Annotated in this window: 13 protein-coding genes; 5 read left to right on the top strand and 8 right to left on the bottom strand. The window is 59.6% G+C overall.

Annotation, left to right across the window (positions count from 1 at the left end; translation table 11 throughout):
* Window positions 1-114: 114 nt before the first annotated feature.
* On the top strand, window positions 115-870 hold the full coding sequence (locus HCO70_RS07680) for an ABC transporter permease (RefSeq protein ID WP_216665295.1): 756 nt from the start codon (window positions 115-117) through the stop codon (window positions 868-870).
* On the opposite strand, the gene HCO70_RS07675 is transcribed toward HCO70_RS07680, so the two are convergent.
* Window positions 849-2,135 (bottom strand): capsular biosynthesis protein, encoded by a 1,287-nt coding sequence (locus HCO70_RS07675; RefSeq protein WP_172294622.1) that lies wholly within the window; start codon window positions 2,133-2,135, stop codon window positions 849-851. The two genes, HCO70_RS07680 and HCO70_RS07675, sit on opposite strands and share 22 nt — an antisense overlap.
* Window positions 2,136-2,137: 2 nt before the next feature.
* On the opposite strand from HCO70_RS07675, the gene HCO70_RS07670 reads away from it, so the two are divergent.
* On the top strand, window positions 2,138-3,448 hold the full coding sequence (locus tag HCO70_RS07670; protein WP_172294620.1) for a capsular biosynthesis protein: 1,311 nt from the start codon (window positions 2,138-2,140) through the stop codon (window positions 3,446-3,448).
* 24 nt (window positions 3,449-3,472) lie between these two features.
* On the opposite strand, the gene HCO70_RS07665 is transcribed toward HCO70_RS07670, so the two are convergent.
* The 3 genes from HCO70_RS07665 to HCO70_RS07655 are packed head-to-tail and all read right to left on the bottom strand — an operon-like array spanning window position 3,473 to window position 15,087.
* Entirely contained in the window at window positions 3,473-6,706 is a 3,234-nt protein-coding gene (locus HCO70_RS07665) for a hypothetical protein (protein ID WP_172294618.1), read from the bottom strand.
* Between the two features lie 43 nt (window positions 6,707-6,749).
* Window positions 6,750-8,108 carry an aminotransferase class I/II-fold pyridoxal phosphate-dependent enzyme gene (locus HCO70_RS07660; RefSeq protein WP_172294616.1) on the bottom strand — a complete coding sequence of 453 codons (1,359 nt, stop codon included), beginning with the start codon at window positions 8,106-8,108 and terminating at the stop codon, window positions 6,750-6,752.
* Entirely contained in the window at window positions 8,092-15,087 is a 6,996-nt protein-coding gene (locus HCO70_RS07655; protein ID WP_172294614.1) for a type I polyketide synthase, read from the bottom strand. The genes HCO70_RS07660 and HCO70_RS07655 overlap by 17 nt, the downstream gene beginning before the upstream one ends.
* A gap of 1,125 nt (window positions 15,088-16,212) precedes the next feature.
* Between HCO70_RS07655 and HCO70_RS07650 the strand changes: the two genes are divergently transcribed.
* From HCO70_RS07650 to HCO70_RS07640, 3 genes are all read left to right on the top strand, one after another.
* A complete protein-coding gene (locus tag HCO70_RS07650) occupies window positions 16,213-17,184 on the top strand; it encodes a phosphatidylglycerol lysyltransferase domain-containing protein (RefSeq protein ID WP_172294612.1) in 972 nt (323 codons plus the stop codon).
* A 193-nt stretch (window positions 17,185-17,377) separates the two neighbouring features.
* Window positions 17,378-17,980, top strand: coding sequence for a hypothetical protein (locus tag HCO70_RS07645; protein ID WP_172294610.1), 603 nt, complete (start codon window positions 17,378-17,380; stop codon window positions 17,978-17,980).
* 215 nt (window positions 17,981-18,195) lie between these two features.
* On the top strand, window positions 18,196-19,104 hold the full coding sequence (locus HCO70_RS07640; RefSeq protein WP_172294608.1) for an MBL fold metallo-hydrolase: 909 nt from the start codon (window positions 18,196-18,198) through the stop codon (window positions 19,102-19,104).
* 31 nt (window positions 19,105-19,135) lie between these two features.
* Here the strand turns inward: HCO70_RS07640 and HCO70_RS07635 are convergent, their stop codons facing one another.
* From HCO70_RS07635 to soxC, 4 genes are all read right to left on the bottom strand, one after another.
* Window positions 19,136-20,203, bottom strand: coding sequence for a YeeE/YedE family protein (locus tag HCO70_RS07635; protein WP_172294606.1), 1,068 nt, complete (start codon window positions 20,201-20,203; stop codon window positions 19,136-19,138).
* 88 nt (window positions 20,204-20,291) lie between these two features.
* Entirely contained in the window at window positions 20,292-20,723 is a 432-nt protein-coding gene (locus HCO70_RS07630) for a DUF302 domain-containing protein (RefSeq protein ID WP_172294604.1), read from the bottom strand.
* Between the two features lie 56 nt (window positions 20,724-20,779).
* A complete protein-coding gene (locus HCO70_RS07625) occupies window positions 20,780-22,075 on the bottom strand; it encodes a c-type cytochrome (RefSeq protein ID WP_172294602.1) in 1,296 nt (431 codons plus the stop codon).
* Window positions 22,059-23,330, bottom strand: coding sequence for a sulfite dehydrogenase (gene soxC / locus HCO70_RS07620; protein WP_172294600.1), 1,272 nt, complete (start codon window positions 23,328-23,330; stop codon window positions 22,059-22,061). The genes HCO70_RS07625 and soxC overlap by 17 nt, the downstream gene beginning before the upstream one ends.
* Between the last annotated feature and the right edge of the window lie 13 nt (window positions 23,331-23,343).

Below are 23,343 nucleotides of genomic sequence, written 5' to 3'. Positions count from 1 at the left end.
TACTCTCAGAGAAACAGGTAGCACAAGTGAGGCGCTACGGAATAGCGCGCTTTTGAACGGCCCTACGGCCACGTGTCCCGAATGACAGACCAGACGAACATCCCACGCTTTCAAATGCTTAGAGTGATTTCCGCACTTATGGTGCGCGAAATGATCACACGTTACGGCCGTTCCTGGGGCGGCTATTTCTGGGCGATTGCAGAGCCAGTCGGCATGATCGCCATGTTGTCGCTGGCATTCTCGCAGTTCCTGCGAACGCCGCCTTTGGGCACGAGCTTCATACTCTTCTACGCGGCCGGGTACCTGCCGTTTTCCTTCTACAACACCATCAACTCGATTACCTCAACCTCTGTGACAAGCAACCGGTCGTTGATGCATTTTCCCATGGTCTCTCCCATGGACGCGGTCATCGCGCGCTCCGCATTGCAGGCCCTGACAATGATCGTGGTGACAGTAGTGGTTCTGTTCGGAATCGACATGCTGATTTCCGAACCGATCCGGATATCGCTTCTTGAGTTCATTTCGGCCTGCCTGGCCGCCTCGATACTCGGCCTAGGCGGTGGGACTCTGAACGTGGTACTGTTTACGTTCTTTCCATTTTACAAGAACGTCTGGGCGATCGTCAGCCGCCCGCTCTTCCTGCTTTCCGGGATTTTCTACACCGTCGAGTCGATGCCGACGCAGGTGCAGTCGATCCTCTTGCTGAACCCGCTGGTGCACGTGACCGCGCAAGCGCACAAGGCCTTTTTTCCGATCTACGACGGGGAATTCGTAAATCTCGGCTATCCGATCGGTCTGGGCGTGTTCTTTTACCTGCTAGGCGGTGCGCTGATTTTCCGGCACAAGAGCTACATCATCGAAAACGCCTGAGGATCGTCCACCGAAAGACGCTTGCGGATCTCCTTTATCGCCACCTCCCGGCCCTCTGGGTTGTAAAAGGACCCCTTGATCTGAATTCGGGTAATCGCGCGCTGGAAGGCGTCGAAACATTTGGTATCGACTGCGTCTGGGTGGATCCAAAAGGTATTCAGGTCGCCTTGATGGGTCAGGCCCGCGACGTCGAAGACGGCCGCCCCGGCCACATATGTGGGTACGTTATGCCTGAGTGCATGCAGGCCAACGGTCGAATTCACGAGGACAACACCTTTGGACCTGCGCAGGAGTATCGTGAGATCGCCACCTTTCATTACGTGAACCCGATCACCAAGGCCGAAGCGCTCGGCGATGCGCGCCGTCTTCGAGAACCAGCGTTCCAGACCGTTGTCCAGAGGATGCAGCTTGATGAAGAGATGTCGGTCCGAAGGCGCGTGGCGTGAAAAAGAGGCAAAAACCTCTTCGAGAAATTCCAGAAGATGTGTGTACTTCGAGGAGGCCCGGATCTGGTAGTCGGCCTGAATTTGCATCGCGATGAGGTTATAGGATACCTCTCCGCTGACCGCCCATTGTTCGAGCCGCTCGGCCTCACGCTTTCTGCGCCGCTCGAAAGCCAGTTCTCCTAACCAGCCTATGTAGTCGACCGCTGGCCAGTAGATCTTGTCGGAGTAGTAGAGAGGATAGAATGGCCGGCCGTAGGCTTGCAACAACCCGAAAGTAACCTCGTGAAACGCTTCGACCGAAAACGGATAAGAATAGCGGTTCACCATGTCCGGCGGTTCTACACCTTCGGAGAGCCGCTCTATGGCCGCCATGTCCTTTGGAAAGGTCGACAGCGCGCCCATGGCTTCAGGTTCCATGGTCAGCCAGTCCGGTCTCAGGTATCCGTGTTCGATGGCCCAGCAGCGTATATCAAGCTCTTTGCCCACCTCGAGCGCATCTGCATGATAGGGCAGCCGGTCCGCGTAGTAGAGAATGTCGGTGACGCCTTCCTTTTGCAGGTAGGCCCGGAGCCAACCAGCCCATTTGCTGTAGCGCCCCCGGTAAGAAACGGCCGGACGCCGCCCCCAGTAAACCAGGTCGGCAAAGCACAAGTTGACCTTGAGCACACGGTGACCGTCTGCCACCAGCCCATCAGCGAGAAGACCCCAGAAGGGCGACGGGTGCCCCTGGAGCATCAGGATGCAACGTCTGTCTTGGGCTTGATTGGGCTCTGCCTGGCTCACGTGCTCGATTTCCACTTCAAGGCGGATTTTTTCCACTTATGATGGACCCTGCAGGCAATCTCAAGCAACTGACGATGCAGAATCAGGCGCACGAAGGAACGGCTGCAATTGTGCAGCAGGGCGCTAGCCCAGATAGCCTAGAGGGCCGGCGATTCCTGCTCCTGCAGGGTCCTTCGTCACGCTTTTTCTTACATCTCGGGTTCGCTCTGCGGGCGCGCGGCGGAGACGTCAGTAAAGTCGGCTTTTGCCCTGGCGAGCGTATCTTCTGGAACGGTCGGGCGGGCCGCTACCTGTCTTATCGCGGGCGTGCCGAGGCGTTTGGGGCCTGGTTCCGGGAGACTGCAGTGTCCCTTGGCGTGACGGATGTCATCATGCTCGGAGACGGGCGCACGCCGCATGCCGCCGCCATTGAGGAGATTACCACGCACCGGATGAATGTCCGGATCTGGATCGTCGAGCATGGCTACCTGCGGCCCGACTTAATTCTGATCGAGCCTGACGGGATGGGAGGCGCATCGACGATACCCGCCCGTTTCCTCGCAGCTGGCAACATCGCACAGGTGGGAACGCTGCCGCGCTGGAAGGGGTCGTTCCGGCGCTACGCGGCCATGGATGTGACATATCACGCCAGCAATCTGGCACTCTCATGGCTGACCTATCCGCATTACCGCTCCCATTCCGGCATTCACCCGATCCGGGAATATAGCGGCTGGATCCTGAAATCGGTGTTATCGTCTGCCCGTCAACGTTCACGCTGTGAGGCGCTGAAACGGGTCGCGGCACATGACGGCCCTCTGTTCCTGTTTCCGCTGCAGCTTTCGCACGATGTGCAACTGTTCAAATCGGGGACGGGTGAGCCACAAGAGGAAATTCTGGACCGGGTCGTTACATCCTTTCTGGGCAACGCGAGCCTCAATGCCGCGCTGGTAGTGAAGACCCACCCTCTCGATAACGGTCTGACCGACTGGCGTGCGCGAGTAGAGCCGGCGGGTTCGCGGGTAATCTACCTGGATGGCGGCGACCTTAACGGTTTGCTGGCACGGGCCGACGGGGTGGTGACGGTCAATTCCACCGTCGGCCTGACAGCGCTCCAGGCGGGGTGCTCGACGCATGTACTAGGACGGTCCGTCTATCGCAGCGCCGGGCTGACCGACCAACAGCCGCTTGATGAATTCTGGAACGACCCTCAGGCGCCCGATGCAGAGCGAGTCGATGCTTTCTGCGATTTCCTGCGCTCCTGTTTTCATGTGCCAGGTACGTTCGACGGCCCCGGCGCGATTGCGGGTGCAAAGGCGCTAGCCGGGTGGCTAGCAGCACCGCCACCCTACGCAGTAACGGATGCGATCTAGTGGCTCCGAGGCTGCGTTTCCGGGCTAGTCCCGGGGATAGAGGATCCGCCCGATCCGGCGGTATCGCGGGTCTGACAGGCGTCGGAAAAAGCCGATGGGATCGTCGCGGTAGTGATCCACGTCATGTACATCGCCAATACGACCGATCACGGGTGCGACGAAAGGTGTCAGCAGGTGGCGCCAGCCGAGGAGCCCGTATGGTCCTTTCGCCTCCCACTGCGGACGATTTCTGCGCCGTCGGCTGGATTCCCTGAACGAGAGCGCTTTTGCGCCTTCGCGCCAAACGGAACTGCTAGCGCCGGCTTCGGAGTTTACCAGCGTGGAGGTACCAGGAAAGGCAAAGGCATCGTCGAATTCAAGCGCGCCGAGCCATTCTGCAAGATTCCTGGATGGGTCGTCCAAAATTGCTTCTAGCAAAGCCGTTGCGACTGAAGGCGGGATCTCTTCGGACGCGTCGTACAGCTCGGCGAAATCCTGAACGAACCGGATGGCACCGGCATGGGCGGCAGTGACGAAGGCGTCGCGCTGGGGCGTGTCGCTGTCAGCTGCGGGGATGCCCTGCCATTGGCCGTCGATTTTTCTTATGCCAACGAAACTCGGTCCGGGTGCGCAGAGCAGTGTCTCGAAGACATGCCGGTGGCGACAAATGCCGTGGGCCCTGTCATTCGCCGTGACACCGCTGACGAGATAGGCCTGCGATGGCAAACTGCCGAGAATATCGTCGGCGGTCCGAAACTTGGCCGCGTAGAAGCCGGCAATGTCCGCCCCGGTGACCTGCGAAAACGCCGCCTGTACGCGGCCAGCGTAGCCGATATCAACAACGCCCGCCCTGTCCCCGGACAAACCGGTCTCGTCGAGATAGGCACGCAGATTTACCCTCGCGTCTATTGCATGCTGCAGGATCGGTTGTTGGAGAGTACTCAGCGCATTGCTGTGGTCTACCTCCGACGCGCGGGGACCGATGGAGGCGGTCAGGTCAGGCAATTGATCGCAATCAATTCCGGATCTACTCGCGCTGCAGTCCCTGACACCAAACTGCACGTCCAGAAACTCGTCCCAGTCGCGGTAGCGACCTGGGTCTGCATCACGGAAGATCCGTGCGATCTGTTCCCGGTTGACGATAGTTGCGGGCCGAACGATCCGACGCGACGCGAAGACCGTTTTGGCTTTAATTGCGCTTTGAGGAAAAAGAGCTTCCCAAGCGGCGCGCATCACCGGGCCCTCCCGGGTTAGGAATCCCAGCGTCTGGATGTCTCTTTCTGTTGCCCTGCGATTTAGCCAGTCAGAGAAGCCCGCAAGGAGCGGGCCGAGGGCGATGTAACCGAAGGTCTCTGCATCCCGGCCGAGCGCGTCCGTCTGTGGATCGGAGGCAGGTTCATCGTAGTTGCGCTGAGCAATCAGGGCGATCATTCGGCTGCCATTCAGGGTGTTCGCTTCAGCGATTCTGTTGGTCCCTTTGCGAAGGAATGGAGCGGCGGTCCGCATTATCTCAATCGCTTTCGGCAGCGGACGGCAGGCTATGCCGAGGCTTTCCGGTACGGCCTGATCGCCTCTCTGGTTGTCTCCTATGTGCAGTATCCCATTGACAGGCAGGGCCGTATCGTCCTGAAGACGGCGGAACAGTGTGCCGCTACGCTTAGTCAGACCGTATTCGGAGGACAGGTAGAGGTCGTCCCATCCTTCGTACCCGCAGTGTTTCAGGAGCGATTCGACCGTGTCGCGGGGAAGGTACATGTCGGACAACAGGACAATGCGCCGCCCCGCCTGCCGAGCCTTCTGGTAGAGCTTGGCACCTACGGGTCGAGGAAGGACAGATTTCAGTTCCTCGGCGATTTCCATGGCGCAGAGCTCAGCCACGCGCGGGTCATCGAAATCGCAGGAAAGGAGAGACTGGTAGATCTCCGCAAGCGTCGGATCCTCTCGCCCTGCCCTGTTTGCACGCGCGGTCGCGGCCCTTTCAGCTGCGCGCCGTCGGTCAACGAAATTTGTTGATTGGCTGCCAATGATCTCTGACGCCTTTGCCGCGATCGCAACGAACACGTCCGCGGGATCTGCGTATCGGCGGGTGATCAGCGTGTCGAAGACATCGAAGCTGACCAGTTCAGCGGTTTCGAGGGTCGGCCTTGCCGGTTCGCTCGGGATGGTCGCGTTGGCGGGCATGGAGGCCAGTTCGGCTTTGTCGATGAACCGGTAGCCCCAGTAGAAGGACAACGCGTGGCGCAGTTTGTTTTTCGGGTCGACGAAGCCCGCTGGAGCGCAATCTCGTGTGTCGGCCAAGTCCTGCAGGATCGCTGCCCAGAAATGGGAAAAACAGAAGTCTTGAAGGACAGTCGTATAGGCATCGTCGCCAGTTAGCGGGAATGGCGGGCGGAAGAAGCGCCAGACGTCTTTTCCGAAGTAGCGCGCCTCCTCGAGGATCGAAGATGAGATCGAGGCTACCGTCGCTATGCGCGGGTCTGCCAGCAGGTGATAGGCGGGAGCAGTGATCTCCGACACGTTCCCGTGGCTCTTCAGGAAAGCATCGACCTCTCGATCCAGCCGTGGCTCGTTCGGATGGCGCGAGAAGTAGACGTGGGAATGGTTTCTGGCGATGCCAGAGAACTCGGACCGGAAGTCCAGTATGTTGAGAAACCCATTCCGGTCGAGGACCGACTTGTCCCGGGCAGTCTGGCATATGAACAGTGCGGATCCGGGAGAGAGAGAGGACTCAAATTTCGCGAAGCCGCGATAGTTCTGGACCCTCAGGATGTCGGCCTGTGCCCAGAGCGACTCGTCCGCAATTGCAAATTTAGAAAGTCGTGACTGCATTCTTCGGTCAGATGCCCGCAAACCGAACAGTACGTCATCGGCGAATCTTACGGGGTGAAGCCAGATATCCAACCATGCAAGACCTGCGCGGTCGAGGACTGTGCGTGTCATCGGAGACAGTTCATAGCCAACGACTAGGGTTCCCACACCAACCGCCTGGCAGATTGTGTCTATCGACTTTTCAGCAACTGCACCCGGATCAAACCAGCAATGACGGTCCGCGAGAGCACGTTTGTCGACTGCGCCTTCAAGCAACGCTGCGCGGTCCAGTGGGTCAGTCAGGCCGCGGCAGACCGTACAGCTCGCGAGCGCAGACGTAATCGGCCGTTCGAGCAGATCGCCGAACCAGCGTAGATTTGAAGCCTGCTCGCTTTCCCGTGTGGCAAGGAAATCCCCGCAAAGCCGGACGCCGCTGATCTGCACGCCGCTGCTGTCGGTGGACTGGTCCATTGGGTGCCGCGCCTTTTACCCCATTGGAAACGGCTAATACGGTTCAGCCGCCCGCCATTTCCTGAAGGGACATGGTCTTTGATCGCTCGCGCAGGACTGCCGTCTCGGTCAAGACCGCGCGGATCATGTCCTCATCGTGCCCGTAGTTCAAGAAGAAGCGTAGCCGCGCGCTCTTGTTGGGTACGGCGGGCGTGATAATTGGAAGCACGTTGAACCCGGCTTCCAGCAGCTTGTTGGAAATCCAGACGGCCTTGAGCGAGTCGCCGATGATGATCGGACAGACCGCGTAGCCTTGGCTGGGACCAGTATCGAGCGCGAGTTCTTCCGCAGTCGTTTTGAAGAATTGGCATAACCTGCGCAGTTCCTGCACCCGTTCCGGCGCGTTTTCGATGGCGTCGACAGATGCCATGGCGGTAGCTGCGTTCGGCATCGACAGCCCGACTGAATAGACGAAACCCGGCGCGCGGTAGCGCATCAGGTCGACGAGCGCCGCCGACCCCGCAATAAAACCACCGCAGGAACAGAACGCCTTGGACAGCGTGCCCATGATGATTTCGACATCTGACGGGTCGACCTGCTGCTCCTCACAGATGCCGCGTCCTGTGGCTCCCAAAACACCGACCGAATGCGCCTCGTCCACCATCAGCCAGGTGTCGTGCCGCCGCTTGACCTCGATGAATTTCGCGAGATCCGGGGCGTCGCCGTCCATCGAGTAGAGACCTTCGATTACGATTAACACGTTCTTGTAGCGCGAGCGCGCCGTGGACAGATACTGGTCCGCCCAGGCGAAATCGTTATGCGGGAAGGTCGAGTGCGCGGCTCCAGAAGCGCGAATGCCCTCATAGATCGAGTTGTGCGCCAATGTGTCAACGAGCACGAGGTCGCCAGGCCCGAGAAGTGTGCTGACCAGCGCCATGTTGGTTGCGTGCCCGGAGACCATGGCCAGTGCGGACTCAGTTCCGACGAAATGTGCGAGCCGTTTCTCCAGTTCGACATGCACCGTGCGCTCACCTCCGACGAGGCGGGAAGCGGTTGCGGAAATGCCCCAGTTCTCGATCGCCTGCTTGGCCTGCCCCTGCACCTGTTCGGTCAGGTTCAAGCTAAGATAGTCGTAGGATGAAAAGTTACGGACCCATTTGCCGTCAAACTTCGCCTCAGTCGTCCGGACCGCTTCGGCAACACGGAAGAACGGAGATTGCACGCCGAGGGTCTGCCCGGCGGCCTTAGCAACGCGCACCTCAGAATAGGCTGGATGACGCGAAAAATCGAAGGAGCCGGACTGCGACTTCGATCTGCCCGTCGACACGACCGGGCGCGGCCGCTTGGCTTCGTGGGTCTGCCGCAGGTTTGCAAGCAACGATTGTCGGTCAGATTTCTCGGCTGTTTTATCCGGCGGCGGCATCGGCGATCTTTTGTCTCAATTCTTCTGGCAGGTCCGATTCCGTCAGGTGACGTTCGGCCATTGTTTCTGTCACGGTATCTTCTTTGCCCGCAATGGCAGATGCAACGATGGAATGCGCGAGTTTCGATAGCGTCATGGCGTCGGCGATGGAAGTCATCGGCGTCGCGGTTCCGAGACGCTCTTCCATTGCAAGTTTCAGGCTCATGCCCATAAGACTATCGAAGCCGAGTTCGACCAGTTCCCTGTCCACATCGATCTCAGACGGGGCGATGCGCATGATCTGCGCAGCTTCACGTTGCAGCAATTCTACGAGCATCTTCCGGGCTTTCGCCTCGCCTTCCGCTTCGATCAACCCGGCTAGATCGATCATTCCATCGGCACCGCCAACATCCTGCCGAAGGTCGAGGCATTCGAACAACGGCTCGGAGACCACCGGAAGATCGCTCATCAGGCGCGACCATTCCACCGGTGCGATGGTAATCGTAGCCCGGTTCCCGTCCGCTTCCAGCGCCTGGGCCAAAGCATTGAACGCATCTTGTGCCCGCATCGGCCTGCCAATCTTGCGCTCGATGACAGCTTTCACCTCATCCGAGCGTTCAAGGTAGCCGGCGTCGCCGATCGGGCCCCATGCGATAGCAAGTCCAGGCAGGCCTTCTGCGCGACGTCGTTGCGCCATCGCTTCGAGCTCCATATTCGCGGCGACATAGGCCGACTGACCTGGGTTTCCGAAGCGCGCAGAGACTGAAGAATAGAGCCAGAAGTGCCGCAGTTCGAAACCGCGCGAAGCTGTATCGAGGTTCTGTGCACTGAGAAGCTTGGCGGCGATCACACGGCGCAGTCTATCGGTGTTGGTGTCGGCGAACATCGCGTCATCGAAGACCGCAGCGCCATTGACGATACCGGTCAGCCCATCATTGTCGGCCGAAATTTCGTCCATAAGGCCCTTGACCGAGTCCTCATCCATCAGGTCGACAGCCCGCGCTTCAATACGGACGCCCTTTGCAACCAGCGTATCGACGATCTCGCGCTCAGCGATCTCGCCACTGCGGCTGGCCAGCCAGAGCGTCTTTGCCCCACGGTCCGATAGCCACTTCGCAGTCGCCAGGCCAAAGCCACGCGTGCCGCCTGCGATCAGCCAACTACCACCGAGTTCCGTTGCACTGGAGACGTTGGCGTCATTCACCTGTGGCGGAGCAATCAGTATCTTGCCGATATGCCCCGAGCGCAGCATCAGGGTGAAAGCGTCGCCGACCATTTCTGCCGGGAAACGGCGGACGGGCGGGAAGGTATAGTCGCCGGCGGTGAAGGCACCGACGATCCGGCTCATGATCTCGCCTACGAGTGCGGGGCGATGTCCTAGCAGTTGGTCGGCATCGACAGCGAAATACGAGATATTGTTCTTGAGCGCCCGTAGACCGATTGCTGTGTTAGCGACGAAATCGCGTTTCCCCAGCTCGATGAAACGCCCAAAGGGCGCCAGACAGCCGATGCCCTGCTCCATCGCCTCACCGGCTAAGGAGTTCAGGACAACATCGACACCGCGGCCCTCGGTGACCTTTTCAACGTAGTCGCAGAAACTAAGGCTGCGGCTGTCACAGACATGTTCGATACCGAGTGAGCGCAGCAATGCCCGTTTTTCGTCGGACCCGGCGGTGGCGATGATCCGGGCGCCGGCCCGCTTGGCGACCTGGATTGCGGCAAGCCCCACACCGCCAGCCCCGCCGTGGATCAGGCACCACTCGCCCTTACGCAGGCGCGCAAGGTCGGTAAGCGCGTATTCGGCGGTCACGAAGATGACCGGGATCGACGCCGCGAGGCCGAGGTTCAATTCCTCCGGGATCGCCACAGCCGCGCGGCCGGAAACGGTAACGTGACTTGCGAAGGCGTCCGGCGCGAAGGCAAGCACGCGGTCACCGGTCGCGAAACCCGATGCCTTGCCGGCGCGTGTCACGATGCCGGCACACTCCATGCCCAGAGTCGGTCCGGCGAACCCGCCTTCGAGCAGATCGCTTGGCAGCAGGCCTTGGGCCCACATCACATCTCGGAAGTTTAATGCAGTGGCTTCGACAGCGAGTTCGATTTCATCGTCCTTTGGTGCCTGCCGCGCCGAGACAGTCCAAGAAAGGCTTTCGATCCGACCGTGTGCCGATTGCGTCAGTGTGGCTTTCTGGTCGCCACCGATTGTCAGCGGATCTCTAAGCGCGGGCAGAAGGCGCAGGCCGCTGCTGCCATCTGCGGTCACGCTGAGTTCGCGTTCGCGGTTGGTGGCGGCAAGGTGCAGAATCCTAGTGGGATCTACGTCATTGTCCACGCTGATGCAGCGGATATCACGCCCGGTCTCATTCGCCAGGACGCGGCGCCAGCCTCTCAGTGACGCTTCGCCCTGAAGTCCGGACTGGACGATCCAGACAACGACCGCGTCGGCCGGCAGATCGCGCATGGCTTCTGACTGAGCTAGCGTTGTAGTCAACAGGTCATCTTGCGCGTCCAGCGCGACAATCGCGACTCTGCCGGGCTCGGCATCCTGGTGTACTGAGCGCAAGGCCATGGCGAGGTTTCCGGAACCGTGCACGGTGACCGCAATGTCGGCAGTTTCGGATTTCGCGATGAGTTCAGCAGTGAGGAACGTGACATTCGCCGCACCAGTCCAAGTGTTCCGCTCCACCTCCACGCCGCCCAGCACCAGATTGGCATCCAGTTGATCGATCGCATCGGAGTTGGAGTAGCGTCCGGTCATTAGTTCGAACAGGTCGACTGCATGATCGACCAAAAGCAGCCGGGCACCCTTCGTGCCATTGCGGGTGATACGCTTCTGCACAGGGGCAGACAGCGTTTCGGACACACCCAGACCGACCACCATGTCGAAGCCCGGAAGCGTCAGCGCTTCGTCAATTGTCGTCACAAGGCACCGATCCGCATCGTCGAGGCTCAGGCGAAGCGCTTCTGCTTCGTCTGAATTTTCTGCCGCGACAACGAGATGGCCGGAAATGTTCAGAAGTTTCAGGAATACGGCGCGATCGATCCGCCCCACCATGAGCACCCTGGGAACGGTTTCAGCATTCTCACCCAGCAAAGCCAGAGCCGCAGCACGCAGACATTCGATGCCGACCGCTTTATTGAGCAGGTCAGACACCATTCCGTGCAACGTGGCTTGGATTTCGTCGACTGCGTCAGGTTCGGTTTCGATTAGCAGCGTCAGGAGTGTGGACATTTCTGGCCACGGGCAGTCGCCCTTAACGGTGACCAATCCGGCCTCGTCGATCGCCACCATCTCCATCGACTCGAGCGCGGACAGCGCGGTCTGGTAACGTCGGTCGAGCGAAGCGTCCTGCTCTTGCGCTGTCACGATATCCCACGCCAGCCTACTTCCAATGGTGTCGCGTAGGACCTGAAGGTCCGAGGCCGGCGCATCGGGTTCCTGCGCCATTCCGGCCACCGCTTCGAGGTGGCCGGAATGGGAATGCCCGTCAATCGAAATACGTCTTTCATCCCAGAACAGTGGACGTTCGCTACGGCCCACCGGCATCGGGCGCAGGCGCAATTCTTCGAACAGCGCTACGGATTTGCCCATGGCGTCGAGATAGCAAACATCAACGCATAGACCCGCGATGCTGGCACTGCGCAGGCTTAGGCGCGCACCGGTGATCTCGCCCTGCCCGAACCATCGGACACGGCCGACGCGGCCCGGGACGAAGACAACACCCTTGCGGCTCGCATTGTGCTGCCGGAGCATCGGCAGCACGCCATGGAGGGCCGCATCGGTTGAAGTAGGATCCAGACAGAACCCCGTCACGGATTCAGTCGGCGGAGCGAGCCAGACATCCACCGACGTATCGCTGACTGCTAGACGGTCGGCCCTTGCAAACGAGCGACCATAAGCGAGGCCGAGTTCGGCAAGCGATGTATAGAGCGCTCCGTCCTTATTACCTTCGGCAAGCTCGATATGCGCGGGCGGCTTGGATTCGGTTTGGAACAAGGCCGTTCCGGCCACCCAAACCCAGCCGCCGCCCGTATTCATTTCCAGTGTCAGCCGCCTAGCGACGCTGTCGTAGGACACCCGGATCGGGACATTTTCCGTTTCGCCGATGTGGACGGGCCGCAGGATCTCGAGGTTTCTCAGTTCGACCGCACCGTCGCCAGACATCTCCTGAGCTGCGGCCAAGAAGAGCTCCACGATAGCGGTCGCCGGTAGAATTACCTGGCCGTCGACCTTGTGATCGCCCAGCCATTGCTGGCGTGCAAGCGACAGTTCGGACGTCCAGACAGAGGAATTTGGATAGAGCCGACTGCCAAGCAGCGGGTGATGCGGCCGCCGTCCGAACAAATCAACCTGTTCATCGGAAATCATCCGATGCGTCTTGCGTTCGAACGGATAGTCGGGGAGGCCGCTTGCGAAGGGAACCGCTGTGCCGAGCAGTGCATCCTCCTCCAAAGTTCCACCCTGAGCAAGAACGTTCAGTGCGATACTTTTTGCGTTGATCTGCTCACTGTCAGCCTGTTCTAGGCTGCCAAGCACAGCGCCGCCCAGGCCTGCCCCGTCAAGAGTGTCCCGGATATAGGATTGCAGGACTGACTTTGGTGAGATCTCTAGGAAAAGTGAAACGCCGTCCCTCGCCATCGCTTCGATGCAATCGCGGAAACGCACCTTGTTCCGCGCGTTGGCCCACCAGAATTCAGTATCCAGTTGGTCGCCGTGAACGATGCGGCCCATACACCCCGAATAAAAGGGAATGGACGTGCGCTTGCCGGCGAAATCGCTCAGCTCCTCGACGAGGCGCGGGCGAAGTGGATCGTTCAGGCGGGAATGGTATGGGTATTCGATTTCCAGCCGCTTGCCGGCGATGCGCTGTTTGCGTGCCAGTTTGAGCAGATGGGCCAGATCCGCGGATGCACCCGAAACGGTCAGACTCTTGGCCGAGTTTTCCGCTGCGATATCGACCTCGAGTTTGGCGGCCGCGATCAACTCGCGCGCGCGCTCTTCCTCACAGACGAGTGCGGCCATCGCACCCTTGCCGTAAAGTTGATCCAGCGTCGTAGACCGGGCGACGATGATCCGAACGGCCTCTTCACGGTTGATCGCACCGCACGCATATGCCGCGGCAACCTCGCCTGCGGAGTGGCCCAAAACGGCCGCCGGACCCAGGCCGATGGCGGCAAGCGCGTCAACCACGGCGATCTGTATCGCCAGCAGCAGCGGTTGTGCGACCGGGGCGCGGTCAAGCCGCGCGCCAAGATCGGTCGACATCAGCAGGTCGAGCAGGGACTCCGAGCCAAGCTTGACGGCCAGCGCACTGGTCGCGGTGAAGCTATCGCGGAACACACCGTCGTTGAGCAGCATGTATCGGCCCATTCCGGCCCATTGCGACCCGTTGCCGGAAAAGACGAAACCGACATCCGCATCGGCGTTTCTGGCAACGCCATCAGCAACGAATTTGTTCTTTTCGCCCCGAAGCCAGCTGCCCAAGTTTTCGTTCAGCCGTTCCGGCGAGTTCGCCGGCAAGCATAGCCGGTACCGGTGCCGGGCGATCCTTGTGTTTGCGTTGACCAACGCCTGCGCGAGACCAGGTTTCTTTTCCTGCGCACGGACCTGCCAATTCTCAGCCAGTTGACGAAGCGAAGACTGGCTTTCGGCGGTCAGGATTAATGCCTTCGGATAATCCACCTTGGGCTGTGCCGGCTGCGTTACTTGGCGCAGCACCGCATGCGCATTTGCGCCACCGAAGCCAAAGGAGTTCACCGCGGCATACCAAGGATCTTCGCGTTTCGGCAAAGCGCGCGCTTCACGCACGACCTCAAGCCCGAGTTCTTCGAAGGGAATGTTCGGGTTCAATTCTTCTGAGTGGAGCGATGGTGGCAGCAGGTTGTTCTCGAGCGAAAGCTGAGCCTTCAACAGGCCAACCAGCCCCGCGGCGGGTTCCAAATGGCCGAAGTTAGTTTTCGCCGAACCGATGGGGAGCGGAGTGGACCTGTTCTGGCCGTACGCCATGCCTATTGCGCGTGCCTCTTCCGGGTCGCCCACCGGGGTGCCGGTGCCGTGCGCTTCGACGAATGCCAGATCTTCCGGATCGACTTCGAAACGCCGCTTCACGAACTCGAGCAATTCATTCTGCCGGTTGCTCGAAGGCATCGCGATGCCCGGCGTCCTGCCGTCGCTGTTGGTGCCGGTCGCAGCAACGTAGGACCGAACCCGGTCATGCGACTTCCGGGCCAGATCTGCACTGCGCAGGACGAAGACGACTGCGCCTTCTGCACGCACGTAACCGTCCGCGTTGCGGCCGAACGCCTGGCAGAGGCCGGTGGCGGACAGCATCGAAGCCTTGGAGAAACCAATGAACGGCATCGGCGACAGAAGCATGTTCACACTGCCCACAATGGCCGTGTCGATATCGCCCGCCGCGATGGACTTGCGCGCCTGATCCAGTGCGAACAGGCCGGAGGAACAGGCCGTGTCTACGGTGTAGCTGGGCCCCTGAATGTCCCAATGATACGAGATCCGGTTCGAGATGATCGACAGAGTATTGCCGAGCATGTAGTGAGCGTCGACAAGCGTCGGATCCTGAAGGCAGGTGGTGGAGTGATCCGATGACGCTGCGCCCACGAAGACCCCAGTGCGCTCCTTATCCAACCCGGCTGGATCGACACCGGCATTGTCGAACGCGCTAGCCACGGTTTCGAGCAATACCCGTTGCTGCGGGTCCATCTGCTGCGCTTCACGCGGTGACAGATGAAAGTACTCTGCATCGAAATCGTAGACGTTCTTCAACAGGCCGGCATGACGCGCGTAGCTCTTGCCGGCGGCCGAACGGTTGGGATCGAAATAGCGAATGCTCGACCAACGGTCGTCTGGCACCGGGCTGACTGCGCATTTGCCGTTGATCAAAGTCTCCCAGACTTCTCCAACATTGTCTGCTCCGGGCAAACGCGCGGCATAGCCGATGACTACAACACTCTCAGTGTCAATAGCACCAATATCCCTCAAACCTGCACCACTCTTGCTGTCCCTTTCCAGGGGCTAGAAATTCCGACGTTTTTCCGTTCGGTTCATACGCCAATTCGTCTCGTGACTGCCTGCGCGGCCAGACCACTCACATCGTCGACCTTAACAGTTGAGGAAGACAACGCAAACGTGTCGAGATATAGCAGATTTCCAACATCATGTTGCTTTGACCCCGCGATTTGGGACGGGCGTTTCCGATGTGCGCTCAGGGCGAGATGTGAATTCTCCTGCAGCGCTTAACACCTCTTCCGGCACGTAATACAGTCTCTGCGTGTCCTGCCCCATTTGGCCTGGGCAGGCAACACATCGGCAGCAGCTTACCGCCGCTTGCAGGCCTGCGAAAGTCGACATTGGACTGTCATGCAGCCGACCAATTGCGGGAAGCGAAAGCGTGGAACCAAATTTCCGGAAGCTAGGACGATCAGAGTTATGTGCCCTGCTCAGATGCTAAATGTGAAGATGGCGGGCGGTTTTATCGACCTTCTGTCGGGCTCGTCGAGCATGTATCACCTTGAAGAGACTAAATCTTTTGCAATTACCTGGACGGATCAACAAGATATTGCGCATGTGAATACGTTTGGCACGAGACACTGGTCCATTCGGACCGGCGGGATCGGCTCGTGGTAGAAGGACGACGCACGAGGGTGAGGACGTCCGTGCCGACTGCCCCCTCACCGGGCAGACCGGTTTGTGGAGTTTTTCCGACAGTGCGGCCAATTAAACACAGATCGCGACCCGACGTCGGAGCGGTGCGCTGCCATCCCGTGCTCTCGTGATCCGATCGGACAGCACGTCTCTTTCGTCGCCGCTGTGACTATAGCGACGCCCCGCTGTGGCTGGCAGCTTCACTGTGGTTAAGCTGCCGGGGTCCAAGACATCATCGGGCGAAAACAGCAACGCTGATTATTGCTCGGATTCGGGCGGAATGGACTTTCGCAGCGAATAGAGGCAATTCAGGACTGGCAAAGGGCCAAAGCCAGATGGCTCTTTGCTCTGACGCATTAACCCAAGGTTGGAAGTAATCTCCTGCAAATGTCAGTCTTTTGGAGAACCGTCGACAAGACTTGCGACCGCCGCTTGATCCGAACTCCCGAGCGGGAAATTTCGATGGACATGCGCTGGCAGCACCTACGCCAGCATGGGGATTTTCCTCTGGCCTATCCGGTCATCACCGAGAGCTATCTGAACACATTCGGCGACAGACGTGGAATGATCACCTACGCTCAAAAGATGGGCCACACGTTTGTGCTCGGCGATCCCGTAGCCGCGCCTGAAGACGCGCCGGCCCTCATTTCGGAATTCATCGAAGCCTTCGGCACCCCTGTATTTGTAGCTTGCCGACAACACACTGCTCTGACGCTTTCACGGTTTGGATATCGCATCAATCAGGTCGGCCATGACGCCGTTATCGATCTTGCGACACACAGCTTTGCCGGAGGAACGTACAAACGAGTGCGCTACTCCACGAACTGGTTGAACGGCAAAGGCATGACCGTTACCGAACAGCCGGACCGCGCGGTCTCAGCCCGCCGCCTAAGAAAACTGTCACGACAGTGGCAGCAGACCAAGATCACGACGCGTGAGATCCGCTTTCTAAATCGCGAATTCACGGTTGATCCGGAGCCGGAGGTCCGCAGGTTCTTTGCCCTTTCCGAAGATGGGATGCCAATCGGTATCATCAATTTCGACCCTGTCTACTCCGGTGGAAAGACCATCGGGTACCTGGCCTCGCAAAAGCGGCGCCAGCCAGAAAACTCCGCCTATCTTGACTTGGCCATCATGCGCGCTGCAATCGACGCCTTTCAGGCAGAAGGCATTGAATTCGTCTATATGGGCATCGCACCCATTGCCGCCATTGAACCGTCCGGCTTTGACCACGAACTGAAATGGCTGAGGAAATCATTGGAAAAAGCGCATGAATCCGACTGGGTAAACAACAGAGTTTTTAGTACCAAGGGGCTAGCCGAGTATAAGAACCGGTTTCGCGGCACACCCATCCCGCTTTACCTCGGGCTGCCGCGCCAGGGCGCAAATGCTCTACGGCTGCTTGCCCTTCTTCGCCTGATACGGATTTTCTAGCCTATTTTGGAGCTCGGCGTCCGCTTCCACTAACAGTCAATACGTTGCGGCGTTTGCTCGTGTGAAGCGCCAAACTGGTTTGCCGCGCTTGAAGCAACCGAATATGGTCTTGCCGTTCACACGGCTGCCGGCTGAATCAAGGTTCGGTTACCGAGACCTGTGAAACCAAAACTGAGGTAGGAGCACGATCAAAGTGGTACCGGTCAAGAAACTGCTAATTGCCTTCGCTGCCTTGCTGGCGCTGTCCGCCTGTGCCGAGAATCCACAAGGCGTCCCATATGGCACTCCGCCGCCCGGAAGCGAAGAGGACATTCAGAAACTGGAGGACGCAATCCTGTCACTCGGGCCAGGCATCAACCCGGTAGAAGCGGCGCGCGCGGCGCGCGTTTCCTACGTCGCAACGCATGAACTGGCACTGGATTACGAAATCACAGATTCCGCGCTCATCCACAACATCAAGGTCAACAACGGAACAAAGCCGCGCGGGCTTTGCAAGCATTGGGCCGAGGATATGGAAAAGCGTCTGGTGGCGGAAGATTTCGAGACCCTGACCATCCATCGCGCGATCGGGCGCAGGGTGCTAGACCATTCCACGGCGATCATCTCGCGCCGCGGCGACAGCATGTATGACGGTATTGTCATAGACCCTTGGCGTCTGGGCGGAGAACTGACCTGGATACCGACGAGACAAGACACCGAATGGGGGTGGCAACCTAGAAAGGTGGTTCTGGACCGCCGGGCGGCAATCCTTGCCAGCGAAATGGGACTTGAGCGGATTGACTACCGCGTCGAGTGAACTTGGACAGACTTTAATATTGCGCTGCGGCCGGGCTCTAATAAGTCCGGCCGCGCCGATTCAAGCGGCCGGGTTGATTTGGCTTTCGAGCGATCCGGCAAGGGTGCGACTGACCGCCATAGCGTATTGTACGAACAGAATGATTGGCGGACCAGGACGTTGCGGTGTATTATTCATGATTGCGAATATTATGCGCATTTGGAGGAGAGTGCGGAATGGACAGACGCGGGTTTCTGACATCGCTCATGGCCGGACCGGCCGCTCTATCTGCTTTATCCCGGAAAGTCGTGGCCCAGGTGCAATCCGGTTCCGGCACGCTGACAACGGTCAGTGACGGTCACCTTGTGCTTCCGGTTTCATTCGTCCTGGCTCCGCTGTCCGATTCCGAACGGGCTGCCGTCCTGTCCCGCTACCGTCTAAACGAAGTCCAGTTGGAATCGCCCTGCAATCTGACGCTCTTTCGGGACGGCGAGCGAACCGTACTGTTCGACGCCGGAGCCGGGTCGGATTTCATGACAACAGCCGGGGCGCTCCTAGAAGATCTGGATGCGGCAGGTGTAGCGCCGGAGGACATAACGCACATCATCTTCACCCACGCGCATCCCGACCACCTGTGGGGAGTCATCGACGAATTCGAGGATTTCACATTTCCCAATGCCGAGTATCGGATCGGCCGGGTTGAATGGGATTACTGGATGCGGGAGGAAACCGTGGACGAGATCAGCACGGACCGACAGGCCTTTGCCGTTGGGGCGAGGCGGCGGCTGGAGATGCTGGAGGATAACATTGAATTCTTCGACGACGGCGCAGAGGTTCTGCCAGGCATTTCGGCGGTGGCGACCTATGGGCACACCCCCGGACACATGTCATTCGAGGTCGGCGGTAGCGATAGCGTTTTTGTCATTGGCGACGCTATTGCCAATCCGCATGTTTCGTTTGGTTGGCCCAGCTGGCGAATCGGCAGTGATCAGGACTCGGATATGGGCGCCGCAACGCGGATGGCGCTAATCAAACGGCTGACCGCGGAAAAGGCGAAGGTCGTGGGGTTCCATCTACCCGGTGGCGGGATCGGCCAGATCGTTGCGGATGGGGTCGGGTATCGGTTCGTTACAGCCGAGCAGTAGGCTGTGCAAGCCAGCCGAGTTTTGAACATGTTCAGGCAGAGGGAACTGGACGTGACCTGCGCCGGTCCGTGAGTGCGATGGTCAGGATGGCACCCGCCCACATCGAAGCCACCGCAATCCAGGCGGTCAACGCAAGGATGGCACCGCCCGAGACCCCTGCCCCGACCGCGCAGCCGCCGGCGAGCATTGCGCCGAAACCCATCAGCACGGCGCCAGCCAGATGCCGTTCCATCGGCGTGTCCCGACCGAACCGCTGAAGCCGCCACTCCCCGGTCAAAAGCGCGGCCACGGCCGACCCGACGAAGACTCCCGGCACCAAGCCAATACCGAATGACAAAGGAAGGCTCCTCTCCGTGACCAGCGCCATTAGCGTGTCGGTCGACGGTCCGGTGAATGTCACCGAGGCGATTGGAATCACTTCGAACGAAACCGAGGCAATGGCGTAGGTCGCAATCCAGCCGAGTGCCACGGAAACGCCGACCAATGCGGCGGCAATCAGGCGGGTTGCGGTCAGCCCAATTCGACGAGCGAACTCAAGACCGAAAACCAGCCCCGCCGTCCCAAACGCCACCGCAGCCCAATTGCCGACGCCCAGCATTGCGGCCAAATTACGGGTGTCGCCGCCGGGCACGACCCAAAGCGTAGAAATCGCTTCCCGAGCCGGGGCAAGGACACCACGGTAGGAGGCCTGAGCCACCAGCGTCACCACAAGACCGGTCACCAGTGCCCGTAGGTTGCCCGTACCCGACAGGACCAACAGCCGGCTGGCACATCCACGTGCAAGGATCATCCCCGCGCCGAACATCAACCCGCCGATGACCGCGCCGCTGAGGCTGCCGGTTGCGGCAAGCTGACGCGCACCCGAGACGTCGAGTTTACCAGAAACGATGGCCAATTGCGTCGCCAGCAGTGCCGTAAAGAAAGCCAAAAGCCAAACCGCCATGCGTTGGCCCAGGCGGCGTTCAGACACCTCAATGGTCGCGGCCCGCAGGCAGAACCGGGAATGTTGCGCGGCAGCGCCAAAAAGAAGCCCAACGGCCAGCCCCGAAACGCCAAGGAGCCTTGCCTCGCCGTAGCCGTCGATCAGTTGTTCCAGCATCGGATGCCTCCGTCGGTCCCTTTAGTAGCGAAGCGACTCATTGGGCATGATGTGGGTCAAGATATGCGAATGTTTGCGTGTGCGAGCCTTAATCGGCGATTGCGTCTTGGATGATGTCGTCGAGCAGTGTCTCCACCTTGTCCATCGGCCCGTCCGGATAGTCGCGATGACCAATGACCACCTTTCCGTCCATTGAGGCGACGAAAATCCCGTAGGGACAATGGACGACGTTCATTGGATCCGCTTCCATCACCTCGCGCGAGACGACGGCAGAGCAGAATAGGAAGACATCCGCCGCGTCGAAGAGGCTAACGTCGCTGCCTACATCCTCGCCGGTGCGGTTCAGCATCTCGCCCACATGGCTGACGTAATCGATGACAAGTCCCTGGTCGACGATGGCCGATTCAACGGCAAAGGTCGCATCCTCGAAGCTGCCGCCAAAGTCGTAGGTTACAGCTTCCTCGGCAAGTGCAGCCTGCGCGAAGGCAACGCCAGCAATGAGCGCAGCGATGATTCTCATGGCTCGATCCTTTCGGGTCTTCAGTTCGGTTTCAGGTGTCGTCCGATTAAGTCGCGTCATTCATCAAACGCTTTCAGGTAGGCGACGACAGCCTCGATGTCGCCCTCATCGTCAAATCCGGCGAAAGACATCTTCGTTCCTTTAATATAGCTCTTCGGTTGGGCCAGGAACTCCGCGACCCTTTCTTCCGTCCAGGTGAAGCCTTCGTCATGAAGGACCTTGAATGGGTTCGAGTATCGGAAGCCGTCGACGCTGCCCGCGACACGGCCGAAAATGCCATTCAGGACCGGACCTGTGCGGTTCTTGGCGCCTTCGCCGACCTGATGGCAAGTTTTGCATTTCTTGAATGCCGTTTCACCTGCAGCGACAAGTGCGACATCGTCGGCTTCTTCGATTGCCGCAGCTGTCTCCTCCCTGGCGGGCGTTTCGGCGCTGGCTTCCACGACGACGGTGTCACCACTGTCGGTCGCCGCTGCCTCTCGCCGCGCGCGGGCGGCCGTGTCGTCGGGCGTCACGTCGATCACAGCGGCACGGGCGGTGATTTCCACGGTGTCCTTGCAATTCTCCATACAGGCATCTGCAGAGAAACTAGCAAGCTCGCCTTCCGTGCGGTCGTCGAGGAAGAAGTTGTCTTCGTTGGGAAGCTGGATTCCCGTGAAATTCTCGTTCGATAGTTCGAAATCTTCATCCACGAGATCGTTCAGGTATAGCAGGTAGGCGACGATGGAATAGACGTCGTCGCCGCTGAGAGACTGCGCGTTGCCGAAGGGCATGGCGCGGTGGACGTAGTCGTAGACCGTTGAGAGATAGGGCCAGTAGGACCCGATGGTCTTGACCGGATTCTCACTTGCCAGCGTTCCGTTGCCACCGGCAAGGACCGGCCAGCGGTCGATCGCTTCGCCGAAATCGCCGTGACACATGGCACAATTGTCGGTGTAAAGTTCCTCGCCGGTCATCACGTCGCCGGAGCCTAGTGGCAAGCCCTGCCCGTCCGGGCGAACGTCGATGTTCCAAGCGGCGACCTCGTCAATCGTGGCGGTACGGCCGAGGTCGAAGGTCTCGTCTTCGGGCAGCGGATCGCCGAGACGCGCCGGTGCGGAGGCTGTTTTCAGGCCTTCGATCTGCAAGGTCAGTTCGGTTTCGGCGGCGGTCAGTTTATCGACCTCGATTGTCAGTGCCGCGACCTTATCGGCTTCAGCCGAGGCGCGTTCCTCTGCGGCGCTGGCCTGCGCCAGGGCAACCTCGGCTTCGCTAGCACGATAGGAGCGGGTCGCCAAACCGTAACCGACGCCAAGAACCAGCGCGGCGCCGCCGACTGCAGGAATAAGGAATGCGCTAAGAGATTTCGACATTTTCCGCGATTCCCTGCTCGTTGACGTACCAGGTCTGGATACCGTTGTTGTGATAAATCGAGTTCAGCCCGCGCCAATCTCGCAGCTGGTTTTTCGTGGGCTGCACATAGCCGGTAGAGTCATGCGCGCGAGACTGCAGCAGAAGCGGTGTGCCGTCCCAGTCAAACTCGTAGTAGAAACGGTGCATTGACTTGTCGAAGCTCGGCCCGGACATCCGGGCTTTACGCCAATTCTTGCCACCGTCGATAGTCACGTCCACCTGTGGGATCGAACCGCGGCCCGACCAAGCGACGCCTGTAATCGTGGTCCGGCCCGGGCCATGCAGGATCGGCGCTTGCGGTGAAGGGTTGGTGATGACCGACTTCGCGTCCATCTCCCAAGTGAAGCGGCGCGCGTTACCGTTTTCCAGAAGGTCGGTGTATTTCGACGTTTCTTCACGGTGATGCCAAGGCTCATCACCGACTTCGATTCGGCGGAGCCACTTTACCCACATGTTGCCTTCCCAGCCGGGGACGACCAGCCGCAGCGGGTAGCCCTGTTCCGGGCGCAATGCCTCGCCGTTCATCTTGAAGGCGACCATGCAGTCATCCAGCGCCTTCTCGATTGGGATCGAACGGGTCATGCCCGAGGCGTCCGCGCCTTCAGGCAAGATCCACTTGGCGTTAGGTTTCAGCCCGGCGGTCTCCAGGATGTAGCGCAGCGGAATACCGGTATACATCACGTTGTGGATCATGCCGTGGGTGAACTGACAGCCATTCAGTTGCGCACCGCGCCACTCCATGCCCGAGTTCGCTGCGCATTCGAGGAAGTAGACCCGGTTATCACGCGGAAAGCGCGCGAGATCCTGCATGGTGAAGACAAGTTCTTTCTCGACCAGGCCGTTGATCATCAGGCGGTGAACGGCTGGATCGATCTCGGCGATGCCACCGTGATGCCGTTCGAAGCAGAGTCCGTTTGGCGTGATGATACCATCCAGCTCGTGCAGCGGCGTGAAGTTGACCGACGAAATCGGGTCGGCGGTCAGCCATTCGACATTCCGCCGCTTCACATGCGCCTCGAACTGGCTGGGGGTACCATAGGGCCGCGCGTCGACACCATCGCCCAGAATCTGGTTCCACTCCTGCAGTTCCAGGATCGCCGGGTCGCCGTCTGCCGCACGCGCCGTGCTGGCCGTAGCGACCGTCGCACCACCCGCCGCGATTGCGGTCTTCAGGAAACCGCGGCGCGATGTCGTGCCCTTCGGGACCTTGCTCATACCTTCTTCTCCG

Source organism: Pseudoruegeria sp. HB172150 (genome assembly GCF_013184805.1).
In the GTDB taxonomy this organism is placed as follows: domain Bacteria; phylum Pseudomonadota; class Alphaproteobacteria; order Rhodobacterales; family Rhodobacteraceae; genus Psychromarinibacter.
This window is presented reverse-complemented; position numbering and strand designations above follow the sequence as displayed.

Coding starts and splice junctions, on each gene's coding strand:
- HCO70_RS07635 (WP_172294606.1), bottom strand. CDS start 20,203: ATGCTGGAACAACTGATCGACGGCTACGGCGAGGCAAGGCTCCTTGGC.
- HCO70_RS07630 (WP_172294604.1), bottom strand. CDS start 20,723: ATGAGAATCATCGCTGCGCTCATTGCTGGCGTTGCCTTCGCGCAGGCT.
- HCO70_RS07670 (WP_172294620.1), top strand. CDS start 2,138: ATGATGGACCCTGCAGGCAATCTCAAGCAACTGACGATGCAGAATCAG.
- HCO70_RS07665 (WP_172294618.1), bottom strand. CDS start 6,706: ATGGACCAGTCCACCGACAGCAGCGGCGTGCAGATCAGCGGCGTCCGG.
- HCO70_RS07650 (WP_172294612.1), top strand. CDS start 16,213: ATGGACATGCGCTGGCAGCACCTACGCCAGCATGGGGATTTTCCTCTG.
- HCO70_RS07640 (WP_172294608.1), top strand. CDS start 18,196: ATGGACAGACGCGGGTTTCTGACATCGCTCATGGCCGGACCGGCCGCT.
- HCO70_RS07680 (WP_216665295.1), top strand. CDS start 115: ATGCTTAGAGTGATTTCCGCACTTATGGTGCGCGAAATGATCACACGT.
- HCO70_RS07625 (WP_172294602.1), bottom strand. CDS start 22,075: ATGTCGAAATCTCTTAGCGCATTCCTTATTCCTGCAGTCGGCGGCGCC.
- HCO70_RS07660 (WP_172294616.1), bottom strand. CDS start 8,108: ATGCCGCCGCCGGATAAAACAGCCGAGAAATCTGACCGACAATCGTTG.
- soxC (WP_172294600.1), bottom strand. CDS start 23,330: ATGAGCAAGGTCCCGAAGGGCACGACATCGCGCCGCGGTTTCCTGAAG.